This is a genomic window from Actinomadura geliboluensis (assembly GCF_043197915.1).
GTDB lineage: Bacteria > Actinomycetota > Actinomycetes > Streptosporangiales > Streptosporangiaceae > Spirillospora > Spirillospora geliboluensis.
The window spans coordinates 226,424-249,161 of record NZ_JBICUA010000002.1; the positions used below are offsets into that span (position 1 = coordinate 226,424).

The 22,738-nt window shown below is 68.9% G+C and carries 23 protein-coding genes and 1 pseudogene; 14 read left to right on the top strand and 10 right to left on the bottom strand.

Features of this window, described 5'->3' with window-relative positions; genetic code table 11:
• Window positions 1-69: 69 nt before the first annotated feature.
• On the bottom strand, window positions 70-1,554 hold the full coding sequence (locus tag ACGFI1_RS06565) for a potassium/proton antiporter (protein WP_301176589.1): 1,485 nt from the start codon (window positions 1,552-1,554) through the stop codon (window positions 70-72).
• Between the two features lie 231 nt (window positions 1,555-1,785).
• Window positions 1,786-2,367, bottom strand: a complete 582-nt coding sequence (locus tag ACGFI1_RS06570) for a 5-formyltetrahydrofolate cyclo-ligase (RefSeq protein ID WP_301176588.1) — start codon at window positions 2,365-2,367, stop codon at window positions 1,786-1,788.
• Between the two features lie 33 nt (window positions 2,368-2,400).
• Here ACGFI1_RS06570 and galU point away from each other — a divergent pair, with 33 nt between their 5' ends.
• The 8 genes from galU to ACGFI1_RS06610 all read left to right on the top strand — a co-directional run bounded on the left by galU (window position 2,401) and on the right by ACGFI1_RS06610 (window position 9,515).
• Window positions 2,401-3,336 carry a UTP--glucose-1-phosphate uridylyltransferase GalU gene (galU, locus tag ACGFI1_RS06575; RefSeq protein WP_386876782.1) on the top strand — a complete coding sequence of 312 codons (936 nt, stop codon included), beginning with the start codon at window positions 2,401-2,403 and terminating at the stop codon, window positions 3,334-3,336.
• Window positions 3,337-3,363: 27 nt separating this feature from the next.
• Window positions 3,364-4,566 (top strand): molybdotransferase-like divisome protein Glp, encoded by a 1,203-nt coding sequence (glp, locus tag ACGFI1_RS06580; RefSeq protein ID WP_392783727.1) that lies wholly within the window; start codon window positions 3,364-3,366, stop codon window positions 4,564-4,566.
• Entirely contained in the window at window positions 4,563-5,030 is a 468-nt protein-coding gene (moaC, locus tag ACGFI1_RS06585) for a cyclic pyranopterin monophosphate synthase MoaC (RefSeq protein WP_138640155.1), read from the top strand. The genes glp and moaC overlap by 4 nt, the downstream gene beginning before the upstream one ends.
• Window positions 5,031-5,038: 8 nt before the next feature.
• Window positions 5,039-5,506 carry a MogA/MoaB family molybdenum cofactor biosynthesis protein gene (locus ACGFI1_RS06590; protein ID WP_392784551.1) on the top strand — a complete coding sequence of 156 codons (468 nt, stop codon included), beginning with the start codon at window positions 5,039-5,041 and terminating at the stop codon, window positions 5,504-5,506.
• A 70-nt stretch (window positions 5,507-5,576) separates the two neighbouring features.
• Complete coding sequence (locus ACGFI1_RS06595; RefSeq protein WP_392783730.1) at window positions 5,577-7,385, top strand: alkyl/aryl-sulfatase; 1,809 nt, start codon at window positions 5,577-5,579, stop codon at window positions 7,383-7,385.
• 50 nt (window positions 7,386-7,435) lie between these two features.
• Window positions 7,436-7,963, top strand: a complete 528-nt coding sequence (locus ACGFI1_RS06600) for an SMI1/KNR4 family protein (protein ID WP_387071547.1) — start codon at window positions 7,436-7,438, stop codon at window positions 7,961-7,963.
• Window positions 7,964-7,987: 24 nt separating this feature from the next.
• Entirely contained in the window at window positions 7,988-8,830 is an 843-nt protein-coding gene (locus tag ACGFI1_RS06605) for an AraC family transcriptional regulator (protein WP_392783733.1), read from the top strand.
• Window positions 8,831-8,903: 73 nt separating this feature from the next.
• Window positions 8,904-9,515 (top strand): dihydrofolate reductase family protein, encoded by a 612-nt coding sequence (locus ACGFI1_RS06610; RefSeq protein WP_392783736.1) that lies wholly within the window; start codon window positions 8,904-8,906, stop codon window positions 9,513-9,515.
• Here ACGFI1_RS06610 and ACGFI1_RS06615 read toward each other — a convergent pair.
• Window positions 9,499-10,485 (bottom strand): helix-turn-helix transcriptional regulator, encoded by a 987-nt coding sequence (locus ACGFI1_RS06615; protein WP_392783739.1) that lies wholly within the window; start codon window positions 10,483-10,485, stop codon window positions 9,499-9,501. The two genes, ACGFI1_RS06610 and ACGFI1_RS06615, sit on opposite strands and share 17 nt — an antisense overlap.
• A 109-nt stretch (window positions 10,486-10,594) precedes the next feature.
• On the opposite strand from ACGFI1_RS06615, the gene ACGFI1_RS06620 reads away from it, so the two are divergent.
• Window positions 10,595-10,990, top strand: coding sequence for a RidA family protein (locus tag ACGFI1_RS06620; protein WP_301176599.1), 396 nt, complete (start codon window positions 10,595-10,597; stop codon window positions 10,988-10,990).
• A 177-nt stretch (window positions 10,991-11,167) separates the two neighbouring features.
• Here the strand turns inward: ACGFI1_RS06620 and ACGFI1_RS06625 are convergent, their stop codons facing one another.
• Window positions 11,168-11,686: a hypothetical protein gene (locus ACGFI1_RS06625; RefSeq protein ID WP_392783742.1), complete on the bottom strand. Its 519-nt coding sequence runs from the start codon at window positions 11,684-11,686 to the stop codon at window positions 11,168-11,170.
• A 288-nt stretch (window positions 11,687-11,974) separates the two neighbouring features.
• Here ACGFI1_RS06625 and ACGFI1_RS06630 point away from each other — a divergent pair, with 288 nt between their 5' ends.
• Together ACGFI1_RS06630 and ACGFI1_RS06635 are read left to right on the top strand one after the other, a co-directional pair.
• Window positions 11,975-12,154 (top strand): hypothetical protein, encoded by a 180-nt coding sequence (locus ACGFI1_RS06630; protein ID WP_386876770.1) that lies wholly within the window; start codon window positions 11,975-11,977, stop codon window positions 12,152-12,154.
• Between the two features lie 181 nt (window positions 12,155-12,335).
• A complete protein-coding gene (locus tag ACGFI1_RS06635) occupies window positions 12,336-12,740 on the top strand; it encodes a hypothetical protein (protein WP_386876768.1) in 405 nt (134 codons plus the stop codon).
• On the opposite strand, the gene ACGFI1_RS06640 is transcribed toward ACGFI1_RS06635, so the two are convergent.
• Window positions 12,737-13,219, bottom strand: coding sequence for a hypothetical protein (locus ACGFI1_RS06640; RefSeq protein WP_392783745.1), 483 nt, complete (start codon window positions 13,217-13,219; stop codon window positions 12,737-12,739). The genes ACGFI1_RS06635 and ACGFI1_RS06640 overlap by 4 nt on opposite strands.
• A gap of 270 nt (window positions 13,220-13,489) precedes the next feature.
• On the opposite strand from ACGFI1_RS06640, the gene ACGFI1_RS06645 reads away from it, so the two are divergent.
• Window positions 13,490-14,080 (top strand): hypothetical protein, encoded by a 591-nt coding sequence (locus ACGFI1_RS06645; protein WP_392783747.1) that lies wholly within the window; start codon window positions 13,490-13,492, stop codon window positions 14,078-14,080.
• A 1,018-nt stretch (window positions 14,081-15,098) separates the two neighbouring features.
• Here ACGFI1_RS06645 and ACGFI1_RS06650 read toward each other — a convergent pair.
• Window positions 15,099-15,566: a hypothetical protein gene (locus ACGFI1_RS06650; RefSeq protein ID WP_392783749.1), complete on the bottom strand. Its 468-nt coding sequence runs from the start codon at window positions 15,564-15,566 to the stop codon at window positions 15,099-15,101.
• 480 nt (window positions 15,567-16,046) lie between these two features.
• Here ACGFI1_RS06650 and ACGFI1_RS06655 point away from each other — a divergent pair, with 480 nt between their 5' ends.
• Window positions 16,047-16,958: a helix-turn-helix transcriptional regulator gene (locus tag ACGFI1_RS06655; RefSeq protein WP_392783752.1), complete on the top strand. Its 912-nt coding sequence runs from the start codon at window positions 16,047-16,049 to the stop codon at window positions 16,956-16,958.
• Here ACGFI1_RS06655 and ACGFI1_RS06660 read toward each other — a convergent pair.
• The 4 genes from ACGFI1_RS06660 to ACGFI1_RS06675 all read right to left on the bottom strand — a co-directional run bounded on the left by ACGFI1_RS06660 (window position 16,845) and on the right by ACGFI1_RS06675 (window position 21,091).
• Complete coding sequence (locus tag ACGFI1_RS06660) at window positions 16,845-18,041, bottom strand: MFS transporter (protein ID WP_392783755.1); 1,197 nt, start codon at window positions 18,039-18,041, stop codon at window positions 16,845-16,847. The two genes, ACGFI1_RS06655 and ACGFI1_RS06660, sit on opposite strands and share 114 nt — an antisense overlap.
• A gap of 423 nt (window positions 18,042-18,464) precedes the next feature.
• A complete protein-coding gene (locus ACGFI1_RS06665) occupies window positions 18,465-18,830 on the bottom strand; it encodes a GntR family transcriptional regulator (RefSeq protein ID WP_138636129.1) in 366 nt (121 codons plus the stop codon).
• Window positions 18,827-19,606 carry a hypothetical protein gene (locus tag ACGFI1_RS06670; RefSeq protein ID WP_392783758.1) on the bottom strand — a complete coding sequence of 260 codons (780 nt, stop codon included), beginning with the start codon at window positions 19,604-19,606 and terminating at the stop codon, window positions 18,827-18,829. Before ACGFI1_RS06670 ends, ACGFI1_RS06665 begins: the two co-directional genes overlap by 4 nt.
• Window positions 19,607-20,098: 492 nt before the next feature.
• Entirely contained in the window at window positions 20,099-21,091 is a 993-nt protein-coding gene (locus ACGFI1_RS06675; RefSeq protein WP_392783760.1) for a hypothetical protein, read from the bottom strand.
• Between the two features lie 319 nt (window positions 21,092-21,410).
• Between ACGFI1_RS06675 and ACGFI1_RS06680 the strand changes: the two are divergent.
• Window positions 21,411-22,552, top strand: a pseudogene (locus ACGFI1_RS06680) (IS3 family transposase).
• The last annotated feature ends 186 nt before the right edge of the window (window positions 22,553-22,738 follow it).

Genomic DNA, 22,738 nt, shown 5'->3' on the forward strand with positions numbered 1-22,738 from the left:
CGAAGCCCCGTACCTCAGACCTGCGGGTTCGTCCCAAGGCGGGCCGCGGGCGGGCCGTGGGCGGGCGCATCAGGTGCCGGTCTCGCCGAACCAGCCCGCCAGCTTGCCCTTGCGGCTGACCGCGCGCAGCCGCCGCTCCGCCGCCTCGCGCACGGAGTCGGTGGTCACGACCAGGAGGGTGTCACCGGACTGCAAGGGCGTGGTGGGTTCGGGGACGAAGCTCGACCCTTCCCGCACGATGAGGGTGACGGACGCGCCCGGCGGCAGCCGCAGCTCGAAGATCTCCACGCCGCTCAGCATCGAGTCGGCGGGGATCCGGACCTCCAGCAGGTCGGCGTGCAGCTCCTCCAGCGGCGCGGCCTCCACGTCCAGCTCGCGGGTCTGCTCGTCGCCGGACAGCCGGCACCAGCGCGCGACGAGCGGCAGCGTCGGCCCCTGGAGCAGGGTGAACAGGACGACGATGTTGAAGACGATCGCGAACAGCCGGTCGGCGTTCGGGATGTCGGCGACCATCGGGATGGTGGCGAGGACGATCGGCACGGCGCCGCGCAGCCCGGCCCAGGAGGTGAAGATCTTCTCGCCCCAGGTCAGCTTGAACCCGACCGTGGACAGCACGACCGATACCGGACGGGCGATCAGCAGCAGCACGAACCCGATGATCAGCGCGGGCAGGATCTGGCCGGGGAGGTCGCCGGGGTCGGCCAGCAGCCCGAGCATCACGAACAGCCCGATCTGGGCGAGCCATCCGACGCCCTCGGCGAAGCCGCGGGTGGCGGGACGGTGCGGAAGCCGCGAGTTCCCGAGGACCAGCGCGCTCACGTAGACGGCGAGGAACCCGCTCGCGTGCAGCAGCGACGCCATGCCGTAGGAGCCGACGGCCAGCGACATCACCGCGATGGGGTAGAGGCCGGACGCGGGCAGCGCGATGCGGCGCAGCCCCTGCGCGCCGAGCCAGCCGATCGCGATGCCGATGACGGCGCCCGCGACCAGTTCGTACACCATCACGCCGAACAGTTCGGCCAGGTTGGGGGCGGCGCTGTGGGCGCTGAGGGTGACCACGATGATGACGACGGGGGCGTCGTTGAAGCCGGACTCGCCCTCCAGCAGGCCCATCAGCCGCGAGGGCAGGGGCAATCGGCGCAGCACGGAGAACACGGCCGCGGCGTCGGTCGGCGCGAGCACGGCGCCGAGCAGGAACGCGGGGCGCCAGTCCATTCCGATCAGCCAGATGGCGGCGGCCGCCACGATGCCGATGCTGATCAGGGTGCCGATGATGGACACGCTGACCGCGGCGGGCACCGACGGCCGCATGCGCCGCCAGTCGGTGGTGATGCCGCCTTCCGCGAGGATCAGGACGAGGGCGGCGAGCCCGAGCGTCTCGGCGAGTTCGGCGTCGTCGAAGCGGATGTGGAGGGGACCGGACTCGCCGATGAAGAGGCCGAGGGCCATGTACGCCAGCAGGGTCGGGAGTCCCGCCTTGTGGGACAGCCTGACCGCGATGATGGCGCAGAGTACGAGCGCGGCCCCGAGGAGTAGCCAGATGTCGAGATGCACATCCCGCCCTTCGGGGTCGTCAAAGTTGAACGTTTAGCAATCCTACAGATTCAACGGTCGATCGCGCATTTCCGGTTGAGCATCGGCATGTCGGAAACGCCGCCGAACGCCGTATGGCCTGCGGTTTTACCCTGAACGCGATGTTTCGCACGTCCCGCTCCGCACGTCCCCGTACCGGCTCCGACAGCGCGTCCCCGCTCCAGATGTCGCGTTCCCCGGTAGGCACGCGGGTCAGCTCAGCCGGACGAACCCGCCGGACGGCGTGGCGACGGCGCGGACGCGCTGGTCGTGCGGCTCGACCGGCAGCGCCTCCACCAGCTCGCCGTCGTACAGCGGCGCGACCGTCAGGATCGCCGGGCCGACACGCGCGAGCGCCCGGTCGTAGGAGCCGCCGCCGCGGCCGAGCCGCACCCCGGTCCGGTCGACGGCGACCGCCGGGGTCAGGACGACGTCCGCCCCGGCGATGGCGTTCGGCCCGCGCGGCGGCTCGGACGGCTCCAGGCACCCGCGCGCCCCCGGCACCAGCGAGTCGGGCCCCTCGTAGGACGCCCAGTCGAGGTCGCCGTCCGGGAGCAGGATGGGGAGCAGCACGTACGTCCCGCGCTTCCACAGCGCGAAGAGCAGGCTGCGCGTGTCCGGCTCGTCGCCGATCGACGCGTACGCCGCGATGGTCCCCGCCATCTCCACCTCGGGCAGCGACAGCAGCGCGTCCCGGATGGGCCGCGCCGCGGCGGAGCGCTCCTCCGGTCGCATCGCCGCACGCCGGGCCAGCAATTCCGTCCGGAGATCGGTCTTCGAAACGATGTCCTGCACGCTGTCGTCCTCACGGATGGCTAGGGTCGGTACATGGCCGACATTGCACCTGTACTCAAGGCGGTCGTCCCGGCGGCCGGCCTCGGTACCCGATTCTTGCCCGCCACCAAGGCGACTCCCAAGGAAATGCTGCCCATCGTCGACAAACCGGCGATCCAGTACGTCGTCGAGGAGGCGGTCGACGCCGGCCTCAGCGACGTGCTGATGATCACCGGGCGCAGCAAGCGGTCCATCGAGGACCACTTCGACCGAGCCTACGAGCTCGAGGAGGCGCTGCGCGCGAAGGGCGACGACGGGCGGCTGGACGCGGTGCGCGAGTCCAGCGACCTCGCGATCATGCACTACGTCCGGCAGGGCGAGCCGCGCGGCCTCGGGCACGCCGTGCACTGCGCCCGCCAGCACGTCGGCCGCGAGCCGTTCGCGGTGCTGCTGGGCGACGACATGATCGACGCCCGCGACAAGCTGCTGCGCCGCATGATCGAGGTGCGCAACCAGTACGGCGGCAGCGTCATCGCGCTGATGGAGGTGGAGCCCGACCAGGTCTCCGCCTACGGCTGCGCGGCCATCGAGGCGACGGACGAGGACGACGTCGTCCGCATCTCCGACCTCGTCGAGAAGCCCGCCGCCGAGGAGGCGCCGAGCAACTGGATCATCATCGGCCGCTACGTCTGTGACCCCGCGGTGTTCGACGTGCTGGAGAAGACCCCGCCCGGGCGCGGCGGCGAGATCCAGCTGACCGACGCGCTGCGCACCCTCGCCGACACGCCCGCCGGCCAGGGCGGCGGCGTCTACGGCGTCAAGTTCCGGGGGCGCCGCTACGACACCGGCAACAAGCTGGAGTACCTGCGGACGGTCGTCCAGTTCGCCGCGGAACGTCCTGACCTGGCTCCGGAGTTCATCCCGTGGCTGCGCGAGTTCGTCCAGTCCCAGGACGGCGCGGGCGGCGTGGGCGGCTCCGGGGACGCGTGACGACGCGCCACACTGGAAGGCGTGGTCATGAGAACGGTCGATGAGCATCTGCAGGAGATCCTCGGCAGCGTGAAGACGCTGCCCCCGCTGGACCTGGCGCTGCTGGAGGCGCAGGGCACGGTGCTCGCGGAGCCCGTGTCCGCGCCGGTGCCGCTGCCGCCGTTCGACAACTCGGCGATGGACGGCTACGCCGTCGTCGCGGCCGACATCGCGGCGGCCGCCGACGGGTCCCCGGTCACGCTGCCCGTGGTCGGCGACATCGTGGCGGGCGACTCCGGCGTGTCCGCGATCCGGCCCGGCCTGACCGCGCGGATCATGACGGGCGCGCCGCTGCCCGCCGGCGCCGACGCGGTCATCCCGGTCGAGTGGACGGACGGCGGGAACGCCAACGTGCGGGTCTTCCGCGCGGCCCCGCCGGGCAACTACATCCGGCGCGCCGGTGAGGACGTCCGCGCCGGGGAGGTCGTCGCGCCCGTGGGCACGCGGCTGACCGCGCCCCAGCTCGGCATGGTCGCGGCCGTGGGACGATCCCGGGTGACGGTACGTCCGAAACCCCGCGTCGTGGTGGTCTCCACAGGCGATGAGCTGCGCGAGCCAGGCGCCACCCTGGCCCCGGGCCAGATCTGGGAATCGAACAGCTTCATGCTCATCGCCGCCGTGGTCGAGGCAGGCGGAGTGGGTTTCCGCCACGCCACGGTCGAGGACGAGCCGGGCAACGTCCTGGAAATGCTCCACGACCAGCTCGTCCGAGCCGATGCCATCATCACCACCGGCGGCGTTTCCATGGGCACCAGGGACGTCGTCAAGGAAGCGCTGACCGGCACGGTGGGTTTCCACAAGGTGCGGATGCGTCCGGGCAAGCCGCAAGGGTTCGGCCTCCTTGAAGGCACGCCCGTCTTCACGCTCCCTGGGAACCCCGTAAGCGCGTACGTGTCGTTCCAAGTGTTCGTCCGTCCCGCGCTGCTCGCCATGCAGGGGCTGGCACCGGAGCCGTTGCCGACCGTGAGCGCCGTGTTGGCCGAGGACGTCAAGTCACCCGCCGGGCTGCGCCACTACCTGCGCGGGAAGCTGTCGTTCGACCGCGGTTCCTACAGCGTGGCCCCCGCCGAGGTGCAGGGCTCGCACCAGCTGGCGTCCCTCTCCTCGGCGAACGCGCTGATCGAGCTTCCAGAAGACACAGAGGCCGTGCAGGCCGGTACCAACGTCAACGTTCTGAGGTTGCCCTCGTGACTGAGTTCACCCACCTGGACGACACCGGCGCGGCCCGGATGGTCGACGTGTCGGCGAAGGACGTCTCCGCCAGGACGGCGACGGCGACGGGCTTCGTCCGCCTGTCGCCCGACTGCGTCGCCCTTCTGCGCGCCGGTGACATCCCCAAGGGCGACGCCATCTCCGTCGCCCGCATCGCCGGGATCATGGGGGCCAAGCGCGTCCCCGACCTCGTCCCCCTGTGCCACCCCATCGCGCTGCACGGCGTCACCGTCGACCTGGAGATCACGGACGACGGCGTCGCGATCGAGGCGGTCACCCGCACCGCCGACCGCACGGGCGTCGAGATGGAGGCGCTGACCTCCGTCAGCGTCGCCGCGCTCGCCCTCGTCGACATGGTGAAGGCGGTCGACCCCGCCGCCGTCATCACCGACGTCCGCGTCGAGGAGAAGACCGGCGGCAAGAAGGGCGTGTGGCGCCGGTGATCAGGGCGATGGCGGTCACGGTCTCCAACCGCGCCGCCGCGGGCGTCTACGCCGACAAGTCGGGGCCGGTCCTGGTCGAGTTGCTGGAGGACCTCGGCTGCCAGGTGGACGGCCCGGTGGTGATCCCGGACGGCCCGCCGGTCGCCGAGGTGCTGCGCGACGCGGTCGCGGAGGGCTACGACGTCGTCGTCACGTCCGGCGGGACGGGCCTCACCCCGACCGACCAGACCCCGGAGATGACCCGCCAGGTCCTCGAATGGGAGATCCCGGGCATCGCGGAGGCCGTCCGCATGGAGGGCCGCGAGAAGGTGCCCGCGGCGATCCTCTCCCGCGGCCTGGCCGGCGTCGCGGGCCGCACCATCATCGTCAACCTCCCCGGCTCCACCGGCGGCGTCCGCGACGGCATGGCCGTGCTGGCCCGCGTCCTCCCGCACGCGGTCGACCAGCTGAAGGGCGGCGACCACCCCCGCCCTTGACGCCGAACTCGGCCAAGGACTTGCCCGCCGGTGACCCGGGATCTACTCGTCGTCGCGCTAAATGAGAACCATGGGCGGACTCTCTTTCGACGATCGGACCGACTTCGAGAACGCCGAGCGGGGCCTGGTCGCCCCGCTGACTCCCGGTCAGGTGAGGGACGCCGGCGGGCGCGTCGTGTGGGACTGCGACGCCTTCGCGTTCCTCGACGGGCCGTGCCCGGACACCGTGAACCCGTCGCTGTGGCGGCAGTCGCAGCTGTGCGCCAAGCAGGGTCTTTTCGCGGTGACGGACGGGATCTACCAGGTCCGCGGGCTGGACCTGTCGAACATGACCCTGGTCGAGGGGGGCCGCGGAGTCATCGTGATCGACCCGCTCGTCTCGGTGGAGACGGCGGAGGCCGCGCTCGCCCTGTACCGGGAGCACCGCGGGGACCGCCCGGTGACCGGGCTCGTCTACACCCACTCCCACGTCGACCACTTCGGCGGCGCGGAGGGCGTCGTCCCGGCCGGGAACCCGGACGGGATCCCCATCCTGGCGCCGGCGGGGTTCCTGGAGCACGCGGTCGCGGAGAACGTCTACGCGGGGACGGCGATGGCCCGCCGCGGCGCCTACCACACCGGCGCCAACCTCGACCGGGGCCCGGCCGGGATGGTCGGCACCGGACTCGGCCAGACCGCCTCGACCGGACGCGTCTCCCTGCTTCCGCCGAACACTGACGTCACCCGGACGGGCCAAGAAGAGGTCATCGACGGTGTCAGGATCGCGTTCCAGCTGACCCCGGGCACCGAGGCCCCGGCGGAGATGAACTTCCACTTCCCCGGACGGCGGGCGCTGTGCCTGGCGGAGAACGCCACCCACAACCTGCACAACCTGCTGACTCTGCGCGGCGCGCTCGTCCGGGACGCGCGGATGTGGGCGCGGTACCTGGACGAGGCGATCACCCTGTTCGCCGACGCCACCGACGTCGCGTTCGCCTCCCACCACTGGCCGACCTGGGGCCGCGAGGCCGTCGTCACGTACCTGTCCCAGCAGCGCGACCTGTACGCCTACCTGCACGACCAGACGCTGCGGCTGCTCAACCAGGGCCACACCGGCATCGAGATCGCCGAGATGATGGAGCTGCCGCCGGCCCTGGCCGAAGCGTGGCACGCGCGCGGCTACTACGGCTCCGTCAGCCACAACGTCAAGGCCGTCTACCAGCGGTACATGGGCTGGTTCGACGGGAACCCGGCGCACCTGTGGCGGCATCCGCCCGTCCAGGAGTCGCAGCGGTACGTCGAGTGCATGGGCGGGGCGTCGAAGGTGATGGCGATGGCCCGCGACTACGCCGCGCAGGGCGATCTCCGGTTCGCCGCGACGCTGCTGAACCATGTGGTGTTCGCCGACCCGTCCAACGACGACGGGAAGGCGGCGCTCGCGGACGTCTACCGGCGGCTCGGCGAGGGCGCGGAGAACGGGACCTGGCGCAACTTCTTCCTGACCGGGGCGATGGAACTGCGCGAGGGCGTCAGGCCGCTCCCGATGAGCATCGCCGGCGGCATGACCGCCGGGCTGACCGTCGAGCAGGTCTTCGACTCGATGGCGATCCGGGTGGACGGCCCCAAGGCGTGGGACGAGCACCTGACCATCGACTGGGACTTCACCGACAGCGGTGAGCGCTACCGGATGACCCTGTCGAACGGCGTCCTCACCCATCGCCCCACCGGCGAGACGGGAGGCGCCGACCTGACGCTGACGCTCACCAGGCCGATGCTGTTCAAGCTCGCGTCCGGCGAGGACCCCGGCGGCGTGGCCGCCTCCGGAGACGGCGCCGCCCTGCGGCGGCTCGTCGCCGTCCTGGACACGCCCGACCCGAACTTCCCCATCGTCACCCCCTGACTGCCGAGGGCCGCCCTCCAATGTCAGAGGCGATCGCCATAATGAGTCGGGTGACGGAGCACGACGAGTTGCTGAAGCTGGTCGCGGAACGAGCGGCCCAGGAGTCATCGGCCGAACTGACCCCTGCCACCCCCGAGCAGGTGCGAGAAGCGGAAACGGCTCTGGGATTTCCCCTGCCGCCCCTCCTCGCTCGCCTCTACCAGGAGGTCGGCAATGGCGGTTTCGGCCCCGACTACCAACTCCTGCCCCTGATCGGCGAAGGCCGCACCGTCGTGGGCTCGTATCACGCCGAATACGTCCCCGGCGAATGGCCGGCCGGAGTCGTCCCCATCCTCGACTGGGGCTGCGCGATGTACGCGGCGGTCGATTGCACCGACCCCCGGGGCCCCGTCCTCCTCTACGAACCCAACGCCGTAGAGGACGACTGGAGCGTTGCCTGGTACGAGGACGCCGACAGCATCGCCTCCTGGCTCCAGTCCTGGCTCTCGGGAACCGGCTGGTACGAGGAGGAGGTCATGATGAGCGAGGACGCCACGGATCTGACCCCGTGGCCGCAGGCCAAACAACGCCTGACCTGAACCGTCTTCGTCCACACTGGTTCGATGGACTACGTCGGCCGGGTGCCCGCGCCGCCGCTGGACCGGTTCATCGACGACATCTACTGCATGTCCGGAGTGCCGCGCCACCGCCGGCTGAACGTGCCGCCGATGCCGTCGGCTCACCTGTTCATCAACCTGGGTGAACCCGCCCGCCTGCGGGACTCCGACCCTTCTGTGCCGCCGGCGATGGTCGCCGACGGCTGGTTCATGGGCATATGGACGAGGCGTTTCCTCATCGAATACCCCGCACGAGTGCGGTTGGTCGGGGTGCACTTCAAACCGTGGGGGCTTTCGCCGTTCATCGACATTCCGGCGTCCGAACTACGTGACCGATGGGTGCCGGTAGACGCAGTCTGGCAACGCTCCGTAGACCGAATCCGAAACCAGATCGGCGACATCACATCGGCCGCCGAGACACTGCGCGCCGTGGAAAACGAACTGCGAGCGCGACTCATCGACACACCTTCGCTCGGCCTCGACCTCGTCCAGCACACCGCCGGGCGCCTAGAGACCGGCCATGGCGCGATACCGGTCGGCGCGCTGGCCGATGCCGCAGGGGTAAGCGGAAACCACCTGGCCGCGCAGTTCAAGTCCCATGTCGGCGTCACCCCGAAGCGGGTGGCACGGATCTACCGCTTCGCGCGGCTGATCCTCTCCGTGGACGCCCGGCGTCCGGTCGACTGGCCGGACCTCGCCCATATGGCGGGCTATTTCGACCAGGCCCACTTCATCAGGGAGTTCAAGGACTTCACCGGCCACACCCCGACGCAATACCTGGCCCTGCGGCGCCGCTTCCCCGCCGACGCGGCGTTCCCGCCGGACAGCGGCCCGATGCCCGCCGATTGATTTTTTACAATCCCGCCCGCTCCCCAGGGCGCCAGGATCGCAGGCCGAGGCGCAAACGACCGGAGGAGACCTCATGGGCCCAGTGATCATGCACTGCGCGGTGTCGGTGGACGGCTTCATCGCCGACGAGAACGACGACGTCGGGCCGCTCCATGACTGGTACTTCAACGGAGACACCCCGATCACCGACACCGGCGACGAGCAGTTCGACCATTCCGGAGCCGGAACCGCCTTCAAGGTCTCCAGAGCATCGGCGGAGTACATCCGGCCGATCTGGGACGGGATCGGCACCATCGTGATGGGCCGCACCCTGTTCGACCTGGTGAACGGCTGGGAGGGCCATCCGCCCGCCGGAGACCACGTGGTCGTGGTTTCGCACCGGCCAAAGCCCGAAGGCTGGCACCCCGAGGCGTCCTACCATTTCGTGAACGACATAACGGCGGCGATCGCCAAGGCCCGAGAACTCGCCGACGACCGAACCATCAGCGTGAACGCAGGCAACGTGGGCGGCCAACTTCTCGAAGCCGGCCTAGTGGACGAGGTGGCCATGGACCTGGTGCCCGCAGTATTCGGAACGGGCAAACGCTACTTCGGCACCGTCAACGGCCAGCACCTATTGGAGCACCCGCACACGGTCATCCAGGGCGACGGCGTCCTGCACCTGGGCTTCAAGGTGCGCCGCTAGGGCCGACGCCATAGCAAGCAGCGATAGCGGCAGCCCGATCGCGCAGCGAAGTACGCAACCACTCCGGTTCCAATGCCTCCGCGCTGGTGGCGAGCTGCCAAAGCGCCCACTCGGCGTGCCTCCGGTCTTGGAAGGTCACTTCTAGCCGCACCCACCCATCCGGCTCGGCTTCTTCGTCGAGGACGGCCAGCGCGGTACCGACGAGCTCGTCCCGCCGCGCCGGATTCACCCGCACCAGCACGGCGACCTGGTCGCCCCCGGTCCGGAACCGCGTGCTGCGCTCCTGCCAGACCCGGTCCAGATCGACCTGCTCCGGCCGCTGAGCGGGCTCGTCGAGCTCCTCAGCGGCCAGGATCCGAGATAGCCGGTAGGTGCGGTCCTCACCGTCCCTCCTCGCAAGCAGGTAGCCCAGATCCCGAACGGTCACCAGACCAACCGGATCCACCGTCCGCCACTGGGGCGCCCCACCCTTGGCCACATAGCGGATGCGCAACTTGTGCCCCGCGAACACCGCCTGCCGAACCTCGGCCACCACGACATCGGGCACCTCCTCGGCGACCTGCCGCCGCGAAAGAAGGTCGATCTCCGGATCGATGAGCAACCGCTGAGCCGCCCCCGCCGCAACGTCCCGCTGGCTTTCCGGGAGCGCGTCAACGACCTTGAGCATGGCCGACGCCAGCGCCGACCCGAGCCCGAACGCCTGCGCGCCCCGCCGCGACCCGGCGATCAGCAATGCCAGCGCCTCATCGTGGTTCAGCCCGGTGAGCTCCGTCTGAAAACCGGGCAGCAGCTCAAAACCCCCATGCCGCCCGCGCTCGGCGTACACGGGAACCCCGGCCGCCGACAACGCCTCGATGTCCCGCAGGACGGTCCGCGTGGACACCTCCAGCTCGCGAGCCAGCGTGGCCGCGGACAACCGACCGCGCCGGCGCAGCAGCAGCACCAGCGAAACCAACCGGTCGGCACGCACCCGAAAACCCTAGCGAATACATGACACAGGATGTCGTGATTAGTTGGCAGGCTCTCACCACGTCGGCCACCAGAGCCGACTACTCCCAACGAACGGAGCCGCAATGACCATAGAGCGCACGCCGGTCAACCCCTGGCCGTGGTCAGTCCAGATGGGCTACAACCAGGCCGAAGCCGTCTCCGGTGAGACCCGAACCCTCTACATCTCCGGCCAGACCGCGATGAACGCCGACGGCAACCCCCAGCACCCCGACGACATGAAGGCACAACTGACCCTGAGCCTCGACAACCTGGAAACCGTCCTGGACGAGGCCGGCATGACCCTGGAAAACCTCATCCGGCTCAACGTCTACACAACCGACGTCGACCAACTCTTCCAGCACTACGCCGTCCTGGCCTCCCGTCTCGCCACCGCCGGAGTAGCCCCGACCACCACCATGCTGGGCGTGACCCGCCTGGCACTCCCACCCTTGATGGTCGAACTAGAAGCAACCGCCGTCGCCTAACCCCAGAGGCCGACCCAAAACCCCGGGTCGGCCTCACCCCTCCCAAGCGCCGCAAAACCGAAAAGACCCGCCCCCGCCCCCTCGACGCAACCGACCGGCCCCCGCCCCCACAACCGCCCACCCCAGCTACAACGTGCGCCGCACACGTGATCCCGTATGCCGTTGTGCGCCTCTGTGTCAGAGTCCCTCATCTCCCACGTCGGGCAGCGATCCCTTGACACCGAGATCTCGCCGCGCCGCCTCGTAGAAGGCCCGGCGCCGACGGCCGGCTTCGGCGAGCGTCGAAGACCAATCCGTGTCCACTTCGCCCAATGCCGCTCGTCGTAGCGTCCATACGGTCCGATGCCACAACCTTGCGGCAAGGATCGCCTCTGCCGAGCCCAGCAGCAGAACCGACTCCCACCGAACCTCGCGCTCAGCTTCTGCGGCCGACAGTTCGGTCCTGCCCTCATCGAGGATCAGCGGATGCGGGTAGTGGCCGACGCCGCGTCCGGATGCGACTCTGCGTGCGAGAGCAACACAACGGATGACCGCATGACCGTACTCGGTGTACACGATGGCGCGTTGCTCGTCCCAACGCACCCGTGTCTGCCGTTTCCAGCGGGCTCTTTCGGTCGCTGAAGTAGCCAGGTACGACGACGCCGCACCCACCACCACACCCACGAGGGCCGGAAGTTGCGCCGAAAGCCCCGTCATCCGCTCCTCCGCATGGATACCTCGGACGCACCGTCCGCATCGGGTGTGAGCCTCCAGTCACCCAGCCCTCAGCACGCACCACAAGATGTCCTCTGGGCGACGGTCACGTACCTCGCATCGGCAGTCAGCCAAGGCGCCAACGTGCGCTGCACAGCAAAGCCACTGTTGGCCGCTTTCTGAGCCCGAGGCCTCAGCTCAAAACTTCTGATCCATAGCAAGACCGAAGGCGTCCGGGACTGTCCGTGCTCGTCAAACAGATGTTGCTAGCACCAGCGTTAGCATCGGGGCGTGATCGATATCCGGGTGGACGGAGGCTTCTTCCGCGTCGTCGATCCCTCGTTCGAGTTGGTGATCCCTCGGTGGGAGGGGCAGGACCCGCTGACGGCGCAAGAAGCCGATGCCACGGTCCGATTCCCCGATGGCACCCGCCGCTACGCGACATTCATGACGCTCGCGGCCATGCTTTGAGCCGCCGCACATGCCGCAGGTGCTGCCTGGCTCGGCATTGTTGGCGATCAACGAGCAACGTGCGCGGGTCGGCTGACAGCTCACTTCTGTCTGGTCCACGCCGCGACGTACCTCCGGTGTTGCGAGCGGTTCCAGTGAGTTCGGGTCGCTCTGGTGGGACGACCGGGTGGACAATCGGGATGTGAGCTGGGTGGCCAACGTGATGGTGTCGGTAGATATGGAAGACCGCACGCTTGTGGAGTCGCTCAGCGAGTGGCTGAGGAGGGAAGCCCCGCGGGGGTGGGATACGCCGGAACGTGGTGTCGGCTTTCTCGGTGAAACCACTGGGCGGGACTCAGCATGGGGAGGATGGAAGTATCCGGAGTGCGAGGTGTGGGCCGGCGCGCTCAACCATGCCGACTTGAACGCAGTCCTGGATCACATCGCGCAGATGCCCTGGCGGTGCCCCAACGCGCTGCAAGTCTTCGTGATGGACCAGGAGGAGTCGTTCTTCAGACTGTGGATGCTGAGGGATGGCGAGTTGCGCCAGTACGCACCGGTTAGCCCTGACGAGAACGACCCGAACTTCTATCCCGATGGGCGTTAATTGTCCGCTGACCCGCTCGCGACCCACCTGTTGTTGGCATTGGCGTTAGCGTGCGGGGCGGGAAACTGGGCGATGTACCGCACAGCCCGCTCCCACGGATCGAAGGCAAAGAACTGCCGGGGCCGGTGGTGGTGGCGCACGCAGAACGTGTCGAGATCCATGTGGATCAGACACGGCTGAAAGCCACTCTGCGGTTCGGCAGCGCGTGTGGCACTCAGAAGTTCTGCCTGCGGGGTCCATCCGTCGTGGTCGAAGGCCCAGGTGCCATCCGTGACGTAGACATGACCGGGGTCCGGCGCATCGCGTGGCCAAAGCCCTACAGGTTGAAAGCCGGCATCCGGATAGGTCTCCAGGAACGCGTACGCCAGGATGTGGCAAGCTCCGGCGGCGAAGAACGCCACGTCATCCCGGTTCCACGAGAGCAGTTGATCCTGTCGCTCGGCGTTGGTACGTCTGAAGCGTGCGCTCGGACGGTACATGATCGGAAGCCTACGGGAGCCGACGAAAACGGCGATGGCTCAATCCGCGTGCACGTCGAACCCTTCAACGCTCAAAAGCGTGTCCAGCGGCGGGACGAACTGCCGACTTTCCGCTGTTCAGAAGTGGTGGTGACCGGCAGGCTGTGGGCTCCCTGATGTGGAGCAATGCTTGAGACCTGTGGATCGCCCGGGAAAAGGTGTACCTTCCCGGATCGTATGAGGTTCTCAAGCAAGCCGGGATTGCAGCGTCGTCCGGAAGGCACATCCCAGATGCTCACCGCAGTCCCCGATCCGTCCGAAGGTGATCGGTCCGGACAGGCTTCCGTGTCGCCGTCGTCGATCGATGAGGTCAACGGCGCGCGCGCCGACCGTCCCGAAAGAAGCGGCCGCGTGAGCAGCCCCACTGAGGGCCCCGCCGAGCCGGACGAGCACCGCCGTTACGCCTGCCACCTGCGGGCCCTGGGCGCCGGCGATGAGCCCGCGTTGGTGAGCGAGATCCTGCAGGATCCCGACCCGGTGATGGCACAGGCCGCAGTGGCCCGCCACATCGACGACCGGGCACGCCTCCTGCTGACCGACGAACGGTTTCCTGGCTGGGCCCACACCATGACCGGCGTCATCGGCGAGCGGGACTTCCTCACCCGCCGCCTGACCGAATGGACGCTGCTGGCTGCTATCGCCCAGGACAGACCATGGGCGCCCGCCCAAGTCACCTCGGCATCCGACTGGTTCCAGCGAAAGGCTGTCGAAGTCCTGGCATCACCCGATGCCCTTGCCCTCCTTGCCGGCCAAGGAAGGGCACGACGGGTTCGGGCGGCAGCCAGCCAACGGCTCCGTCAGCAAGGTCACCAACACGGCTGACTTGATTCAAATGTCTTGGCTATTCCCCCTGATGTGCGTCGATGGGGCGTTGGCCGGTCGGCTTGAGCGCACCAGTTTGCGGATCAGTATGCTCGGGCTGTGCGTTCTCCCTTGCCTGCTAGCAACCGAGCGTCTTGGGGGCGGACAGCGGTCATGCTCCCTGTTGGTTTCATGCCGCTGGTCGTGCTAGTGAACGACTGGCGCGTTCTGGTGCTGGCCGCGCTGGCGGCGGTTGGCTGGCTTGGTGTTGTTGGTGTTGTTGGTGTCACGACGTCCAGAGCGGGCGTTGCCGTCCGTCATGACTCCCGCGTGATATTCGGTTCCGTCTCCGTCATGATCTTGGCGGGTCAGGTCGCTGTGGCCTCAGGCGGTCGTTTGTGGGTCTGTGTCACGGCGTCGGGGTTTTCGTGCGTCGCGATCCTGGTCCTTGCCCTACATCATCGATGGCTCGCTGATGTGCCAGGCGGACCCGAGAGGGACGAGAACGCAGACTCTCTGCAGCAATCCGACATGTAGTTCTCCTTGATGTACTCGCGCATGGTGTCCAGGTCGCTGTGGACCCAGATGGACGTCACATCCGTGCCGTTGGCCTGGCATCGGCGGGTGAGGCGTGAGATAGAGATCGGTGCGGCGGTCGTGCCGGTCGGCCCCGAATGAGATGTGGCGGAGCAGGGATGGGCGGCGGTGCTGCGCCATCGGTGGAACGTCTACAGCGAGGTGTCAACGGACGCGACGCGCAAGGCGCTCAAGCGGCTCGACTCCCCGCGGGAGGGGTCGTAGCTACGCGGGCACTGAAAAGGCAGGTTCCGGTGATCGGGACCGGCCTTTGAGGTTGGTGGAGCTGAGGGGATTTGAACCCCTGACCCCCTCAACGCAACAGGATAAATCGCGTTTTACTGCTTCAGTCTTTCAACAACTTCAGGATAAAGTCGTAGGTGAGAGAGGTTGTTGGTGCTCCCGTGTCACCGGGTTTCAAGATCGACCACACCGTCCTTGATGAATAAACGGTGCAAGGGGCTCACCACATCCTGATCGGTCTTATTTCGAGATTCGGGTCTTCGGTGTGCACCAGACACAGCACGCGCCGACCAAGCAATGCGAATTGCCAGGAGCTATGAGCTACGAGTCCGAGCAGAACTTCAGCCTCATCCCTATGGCGGCCGGCAAACAGGTCGAAGTCATTGAGGGCGAGCGCGAAGCCTGCGGAATGGCGCAATGCGTCGCCGACCGCCTCTGCCATTCCCTCGCGCAGGCACTGCCATTGATCGTGGCAGGCGTATCCGAGCGCTGCAGCGAGATCCCGGAACATGTGTGACGTGATCAACCAGGACGCGTCGACTGAAACGACATGGTAGTCGTGTTCCCGAAGCCAACCGGTGGTCTCGTCCAGACGCGACCGGCTGTGCACCCACCGCACCGGTGACCACATCATCAACTGGAAGTCCAGCCTGCTCGCATCGGTCACCGGATCGAAGGCAGCTCCCATGGCGACCAGGATGTCCTGATAGCGACCGCTATGTCACCTGGGATTCGGTGCCACACGGCGACGGGCCGGTAGCGGATTGGTTGACCTGCCCGGGCAGGACGGCCAAGGACGCGAGCGACGTCCCCGTGTCCGGACGCCGTCGATCATCCACGCCGGTACGGCGTATCAGCGCACGCGCTGGTACATGGCCGGCAACGCCCGGCGTGACTTGGGAAGCTCATCCGCCTGGACCGGACTCGGGGCCCATCGTCACGGGCCACACGTCCTCCTCGAACTGGATGAGAAAGCTGACACGAATACGGCCCGTCCCATGTCAAGCCCCCGTCCCATGTCAAGCCCCCTGTCCCGCCTGTTGTCGCACGACATTCTCGCGGCGTATCGCGGAGCGCATCCGGTTTGCGTCGCTCCTGGAGACGCCATCCGGGGCGCGCGGGAATAGGCCGCCGTCTTTCATGTGCTTCAGCTCACGTGGCGAACATCGTGGATGTCTCACGGGCGGACGAGGTCGGCACCTCCTCCTCGGAACCGGCGTGGGAGATGTCGGGCATGGACCATGTCCAGTTGCCGGCGGGCGCAGTGCTCACCGAACCACCGGTCCCGCTGTGGGCGCTGGTGCTGTCGGGCGAGTTCACGCTTGAGACGGCGTTCGAGGCGCAGTCGCTCGCCGAGGGGGACGCCGTCCTCGTCGACGCCCGCACCGCTCACCGGCTCACCGCGTCGCGGCGGCACGAGGAGTCCGCCCTGGTCGTGGCGGACCTGCGCATGGCCGTCCCGGTCCGGCGGCTCCCCAGCCCGCTGGTGGTCCGCGGCTTCGGCACCCGGCATGGCGGTGTCATGGCGCTCGTCACGCGGTGCCCGCTCGAACGTGCGTGCCGGCCGACCCTGTTCGCCGCCAGCTACGGTAACCTGATCGGGGCGGCGATGACCACCTCCTGGCAGGAGGACCAGGGCGGCGACGCCGGAGCTCCGGACGAGGCCGTCACCGCGGTGGTGGCCGCCGTGGCCGCCCGTCCGGCCGAGCCGTGGACCGTCGAGGGGATGGCCCGCCTGGTCCACTTGTCGCGTTCCGCCCTGGGCGAGCGGTTCCGCCGCGCACTCGGCCGCGGACCCGCGGAGGTGCTCCGCGAGATACGCATGCGGGAAGCGCGCCGGCTGCTCGCAGACCCGTCGCGTCCGGTGGAGTACATCGCGTCCGCCGTCGGGTACGGCTCCAGCGCCGCCTTCAGCCGGGCGTTCTCGTCCCACCACGGTGTCGCGCCGCAGGCCTGGCGGGAGCCGTCACTTACGCGGGACGCGCAGCGCGGCGAAAAGCAGCCCGGCCGCCGCGGCGAACCCCGTGCCGAGCAGGAAGGCCGCCTGCACGCCGCGGGCGTCCAGGAGCGCGCCTCCTGACGCCGACCCGAGCGTGATCGCCACCTGGAATGCGGTGACTTGCAACGACAGGGCCGACTCGGCACGCTCGGGCTCGACGCGGGTCACCCAGAGTTGGGTGGCGACCGGGACCATGTTGAAGGCCAGACCCCACACGACGACCCCCGCGGCCAGCATCGGCAGGGACGGCGCGGTCGCGGTGACCAGCAGGCCGATGGCCAGCAGCAGCGGGGCCGCGGCGACCACCGCGCGCAGCCGTCCCGCGAACCGCCCGGCGGCGAGGTTGCCCGCCAACCCGCCCACGCCCCAGGCCAGCAGCAGCCATACCGTGGCGCCCGCGTCGACGTCCTCGATCGCGACCCGGATGAAGGGGAAGGCGGCGAAGTTGCCGAACGCGACCAAGACCACGCCCAGCACCCCGGCCATCAGCCGGCGGTTGGCGAGCGCCGCCCGCAGCATCGCCAGTCCGGCGGCCGGGTGCGGGGGCACCGGCGGCAACGTCAGGGCCACGGCCAGGGCGGCGACGATGCCGAGGGCCGCCGCGACGCCGAACACCAGCCGCCAGCCGACCGCGTCCCCGAGCAGGGAGGCCAACGGGACGCCGCCGATCGTCGCGAGGGTGACGCCCAGCGCGATGGACGTTGAGACCACGCTGTCGCGTCCCGGCACGGCGCGGGTTCCGGCGCCGAACGCGAACGACCAGTACCCGGCGATGGCGACGCCGAGGACGAGCCGGCCGAGGAGCAGGACGGCGAAACCGGGGGCGACCGCCACCGCCAGGTTCGAGACGGCCGCCGCGACCAGCAGCCAGGTCAGGACCGTGCGCCGGTCGGTCCGCGGCAGCAGCACCGCGATGCTGGGGGCGGTGACCGCGCCCGCGACCGCGGTCGCCGCGACCGCCAGGCCGGCGGTGCCTTCGCTGAGCCCGAGGTCGGCGGCCATCGCGGGCAGCACGCTCGCCGGCAGGAACTCGCTGGCGACGAGCACCGCGATCCCGGCGGCGAGCGCGACGATCGGTGACCAGTTCGCCGAGCCGCCGGACCGTGCCGGGGACCCGGGCGGCGCGGTGTCGGCGGACGGCGGCGAGGACTGAGGCGTTGACATGCCTTCCAGCCTCGCCTCGTCCGCGCGGCCGCAGTTGATCGCGTGACGCGCACAGTTGATCGTCTGACCGGTGTGCGCCGCACGCGATCGACAGTCGTCGAGAGTCGGCGTAGTCCGGAGCGCGGCGATTCAGGAACGACATGATCCGGCGGCATCCTGCTGGCGCGTGCGAACGGTGAGCGGCCGTCCGCCGATGTCGGCGGTCAAGTTGCGGGACGCGTCGGGTTCTTCTTCCAGGTGGACGACTTCGAGGCCGCCCACGCCCGCATGACGGCAGCCGGGTCCAGTTCGTCACCGCACCGCGCACCGAAAACTCCGGGCGTATCACAGTGTTCCTCGACATCGCGGGCACCGCTGGGACCTGCTCGGCCCTTCCTGACTGGGGCCCGCCTGTAGCGGCCACTCCGGCCCAGCCCGGTGGTCTTATGGGCTTGAAGCATGGCCCAGTGCCGCCTCGACGATCCGGATCGCCTCGGTGGGATCGATGCCGACGCTGGCGATGACCGCCGCGTACTCGCGGGCGGCGCGGCGGGCCTGCTCGCGGGCCGGTTCTCCGGCGGCGGAGACGAATGAGCCGGCCCGTCCGCGCGTCTCGATCAGCCCGGCCTCCTCCAGCTCCCGGTAGGCCCGGCCGACGGTGTTCACGGCGAGGCCGAGGTCGGCCGCGAGCCGGCGGATCGTCGGCAGTCTCGTGCCGACGGCGAGCGAGCGGTCCTGGATCTGCCTCGCGAGCTGCGCCCGGAGCTGCTCGTACGGCGGCGTCGGCGAGGCCGCGTCGATGACGATCATCGGCTGATCATGGCCCGTCGTGCCGCCGTCGCGACACAGGTGGTCCGGCGCTGGATCAGCCAGAGCGCGATGGCACCCGCGACCACGAGCGCCAGCGAGACCGCGTTCCACCAGCCGAGCGATTCCCCGTACAGGAAGATGGCCGGCATTGACCACACCAGGCCGGGTGTGACGAGGGCACGGGCGTCCTCGACCCGCATGATGACATCGGCCGTGAGCGACGCCTCGTCCTCGGCTACGGCGGGGCTTGCCAGCACTTGGCGCAGCTGCATGATGGTGCCGGCGCCGGTGCCGGCGAGGCCGATCAGCACGACGATCGCCCCGTACCGCAAGCCGGGGTCCGAAACTGGCATCACGCTCACCGCGAGCAGCAGGGCGCTGGTGAAGGTGGCGGCTGTGAACAGGGCATACGGTCGGCCCAGGACCGTCTGCCATCCGAGCTCGACCGGATGGGCCACCCGCCGGGACAGTTGCGCGCCGGCCCGCCGGTCGACGCGCCGAACCCACCAGCCGAGCAGCCACTGCGCCACCAGCAGCCCGGCCACCAACGCCGCCAGCACTAGCAGCGGCCGCCAGGAGGACGTGACCTGGACGGGGAGCGCCAACGCGTGCGTGAGCGCCGCGCCGATCAGGAACGCGGCCAGCAGGAGGCTGTCGGCGATCTTGGCGCGCCGCCGCACCGCCAGCCGCGCCACGAGCAGCGGGGACGGCTCGGCGTCGGCCAAGCCGTGCCGGATCAGCCACCGCCTAGCCTCCGTGTGATCGGCCTGGCGCATACCGCCACCTCCGTATGTCGCAAGCTTTGTCTTAACAGGATGAGTCATAGGTTGCGACAATGTCAATCTCGTGTCGGACGCCGTCACCCTGGCCAGGCCGACCCCGGTCGGCGTGCGGCACGCCACGCCTGACCGGAACGGTCGGCCGAGGGCCAGCCCGCGCGATCACGATGTCGCGGACTGCTTGCCGCGATCGGCTTCAGGTCGTTGACGCCGCCCGCTCCGCCGCAGGCGGCATCCGCGGGACGCGGGAGTCGGTGGCCTCGGTAGGGCAGTAGAGCTGACCCAACGCCAACTCTGCCCGGCAACTGCTCGACGATTTCACCGCCCCACGCTCCCGAACGCATGGCGGTACGGGAATGCTTCGAGGAGGCGAGACACCTGCACAAGTGAACCACTGCCGTAGCGGGACAGCGCCACGGCGATGCGCCGCTCGCGTACTTCTGAGAGAGTGGCCGCTGGTCGTCCGGCTCTGGGGTGTCGGCGAAGCCCTTATACCGCGTATGGGTCCCAGTAGGTGGCGTAGCGCAGCAGCGAGCGAGCCAGGTCTGGGTGGGTTGCGGCCCATCGGGTATCGAACAGGAACCATTGATCGAACCCGAAGAAGCCGTCGATGTACCGGGCGACCTGCGTAATGTGGACGTCCAGCCGGGTCAGGGACTCGACGGGCCGCACCGAGCGAAGCATGGCCGCCATCTCGCCGTGGATCGCCTCATGTGCGAGTGGCCGGTCGATGCCGGCGGGCGCCGGAGCGTATCCGCCCAGCCTGGCGTAGCGCTCCATCGCTGGGCGGATGTCGTCCTCTCCAGGGGCGACCAGTGCCCGCAGCAGGCGGGCGTCATGCGGCCAGCGGTGGACACCGGGTCCGTCGGTGCCCCGCAATCGAGCGGCGAGATCCGGCAGGGCCAGACCGGGGAAGACCAGGGCGCCGACCAGATTCAGGTTCCGATGGACGTCGGGCGATTCCCAACACAGGCGGACAGAGAAGACCGATTCGGGCCCCGGTGGGGCAAGCCGGACGCTACGGACCGGTACGTCAGGGCTGAAGACCGCACCGGACGCGACGGCATCGGTGGGCAGCGGCCAGCTGTCGTGCAGCAGGAACGCGAGCCGCTCGGGCAGAGCGGCGGCGCTCTCATCGTCGATGAAGTAGTAGGCGAGGTCCACTTCGTCGTCATCGGTGCGCACTCTCAGGGCATGCTCGCCGAGCCGGATGAAGTCGGCGTCCCCCTCGACCCACAGGTGCTCGTGCAGCAGCTCGCGCAGTTCGTCAATGCTCTGCGGCTCGGGCAGGTTTCGCTTCTGAGCCTCGTCGAAGATCGAGTCGAGGCCGTAGACATGGCCGCCCAGCTCGCTGGCGATCCATGCTTCCGGGTCGTCGCATTTCCAGCCGCGGCGGAACCAACCGAGCACGGTGGTGTCGGGTACCGCGACCACCCGCTTACTGAACGGCGATTCCTCTCGCCACCGAGACACGAAATACACGCGGCTGACTCTAGGCCAGCGGTCGATTCCGAGTATGCGCGCAGCAGCAACGGCCACGACCGGCCGAGAAATGGCGGGCAGCCGCCGCGCCGCCCGAGCAGGACCATGGCGGTACCCGGTCTCCGGCCCCTGGCCTGGCCCACACCGCTCATCAGTACCTGCGAGCGACCAGCGGCATGGGCGGACGTGGCCCGGGGGCGATTCAGCCGGCGAGGATTTCAATGTCTGAAGCGCCCCGGTTTCGATGGAGGCTGGTGTGCCCCGGGTGTAGTGGAGGTGGATTAGTGGATTCTTGTGCCATTTGAGTTGAAGGAGTGGCATGGGACGTCGTGGGTATCCGCCGGAGTTTCGACGCAAGGTGCTGGACCTGCTGGAGGCGGGCCGCAAGGTCGTTGACGTGGCCCGGGACCTGGAGATCAGCGAGCAGACGGTCTATCTGTGGCGGCGCCAAGACCGGATTGACCGGGGCCTGGAACCGGGGCTGACCAGTGCGGAGAAAGCTGAGCTCGCCGCGGCCAAGGCCCGCATCGCGGAGTTGGAGACTGAGCTGGCGGCGACCCAGCGAGCGATCCAGTTGGTGCGAGAGGTGGTGCCCCCAAAAGGAGGTTCCAAGCCATTGCGGTGATGGCCGGCGAGGGCATCCCCGTCGAGGCGGCGTGCCGCGTGCTGGATGTGTCGGTGTCGGGCTACTACGCCTGGCTCACCCGCCCGCCGTCACAGCGCGCGGTCCGACACGCCTGGCTGACCGACGTCATCACTGAGGTGCACCAGGCCTCGCGCAGCGTCTACGGAGCCCGGCGCATCCATGCCGAGCTGACCCTCGGCCGCGGCATCACCATTGGCCACGGCCAAGTCGAGCTGCTGATGCGCCGAGCCGGCCTGCAAGGCGTCACCGGCCGCCCCAAATGGCGGCGCGTCAAGCCAGACCAGACCGCCACCGACCTGGTCGACCGGCAGTTCAGCCGCACCGGTCCTGATCAGCTGTGGGTCACCGACATCACCGAACACCCCACCCGCGAAGGCAAGGTGTACTGCTGCGTGGTCCTGGACGCCTACTCCCGTAGGGTCGTCGGCTGGTCCATCGACTCCTCACCCAACGCCGCACTGGTCACCAACGCCCTCGGCATGGCCATCGACACGCGCAGGCCCCGGGCAGGCACCCTGATCCACTCCGATCACGGCGTCCAGTTCGGGTCCTGGGTCTTCACCCAACGGGCCAAGGACTCGGGCCTGGTTCCCTCGATGGGCAGTGTCGGTGACTGCTACGACAACGCCATGATCGAGTCGTTCTGGTCCCGGATGCAGGTCGAACTGCTGGACCGGCAGCGGTGGCGCACCCGGATCGAGCTCGCCAACGCGATCTTCGAGTACCTGGAGATCTGGCACAACCGCCAACGCCGCCACAGCGCCCTCGGAATGCTCACCCCGATACAGTTCGAAAACACACCCACCGTGGCATGAGGTCCAACAATCCCACTCCACGCAACCCGGGGCACACCACCCACTCCACGCAACCCGGGGCACACCACCACCTCCATCCGACCCGGGGCGCTTCACTGGACAAACGTCTGGAAGTCATGTTCACCCGGCTCAACTTGTGCCGGCCTTCAGGCCGGGTGAGTCACGTCATCGCCGAACTGATGGCCG

Excerpts from the sequence above, each read along its gene's own strand:
- galU (WP_386876782.1), top strand. The coding sequence starts at position 2,401 with ATGGCCGACATTGCACCTGTACTCAAGGCGGTCGTCCCGGCGGCCGGC.
- glp (WP_392783727.1), top strand. The coding sequence starts at position 3,364 with ATGAGAACGGTCGATGAGCATCTGCAGGAGATCCTCGGCAGCGTGAAG.
- ACGFI1_RS06590 (WP_392784551.1), top strand. The coding sequence starts at position 5,039 with ATGGCGGTCACGGTCTCCAACCGCGCCGCCGCGGGCGTCTACGCCGAC.
- ACGFI1_RS06595 (WP_392783730.1), top strand. The coding sequence starts at position 5,577 with ATGGGCGGACTCTCTTTCGACGATCGGACCGACTTCGAGAACGCCGAG.
- ACGFI1_RS06605 (WP_392783733.1), top strand. The coding sequence starts at position 7,988 with ATGGACTACGTCGGCCGGGTGCCCGCGCCGCCGCTGGACCGGTTCATC.
- ACGFI1_RS06610 (WP_392783736.1), top strand. The coding sequence starts at position 8,904 with ATGGGCCCAGTGATCATGCACTGCGCGGTGTCGGTGGACGGCTTCATC.
- ACGFI1_RS06625 (WP_392783742.1), bottom strand. The coding sequence starts at position 11,686 with ATGACGGGGCTTTCGGCGCAACTTCCGGCCCTCGTGGGTGTGGTGGTG.
- ACGFI1_RS06640 (WP_392783745.1), bottom strand. The coding sequence starts at position 13,219 with ATGTACCGTCCGAGCGCACGCTTCAGACGTACCAACGCCGAGCGACAG.
- ACGFI1_RS06645 (WP_392783747.1), top strand. The coding sequence starts at position 13,490 with ATGCTCACCGCAGTCCCCGATCCGTCCGAAGGTGATCGGTCCGGACAG.
- ACGFI1_RS06650 (WP_392783749.1), bottom strand. The coding sequence starts at position 15,566 with ATGGGAGCTGCCTTCGATCCGGTGACCGATGCGAGCAGGCTGGACTTC.
- ACGFI1_RS06660 (WP_392783755.1), bottom strand. The coding sequence starts at position 18,041 with ATGTCAACGCCTCAGTCCTCGCCGCCGTCCGCCGACACCGCGCCGCCC.
- ACGFI1_RS06665 (WP_138636129.1), bottom strand. The coding sequence starts at position 18,830 with ATGATCGTCATCGACGCGGCCTCGCCGACGCCGCCGTACGAGCAGCTC.
- ACGFI1_RS06670 (WP_392783758.1), bottom strand. The coding sequence starts at position 19,606 with ATGCGCCAGGCCGATCACACGGAGGCTAGGCGGTGGCTGATCCGGCAC.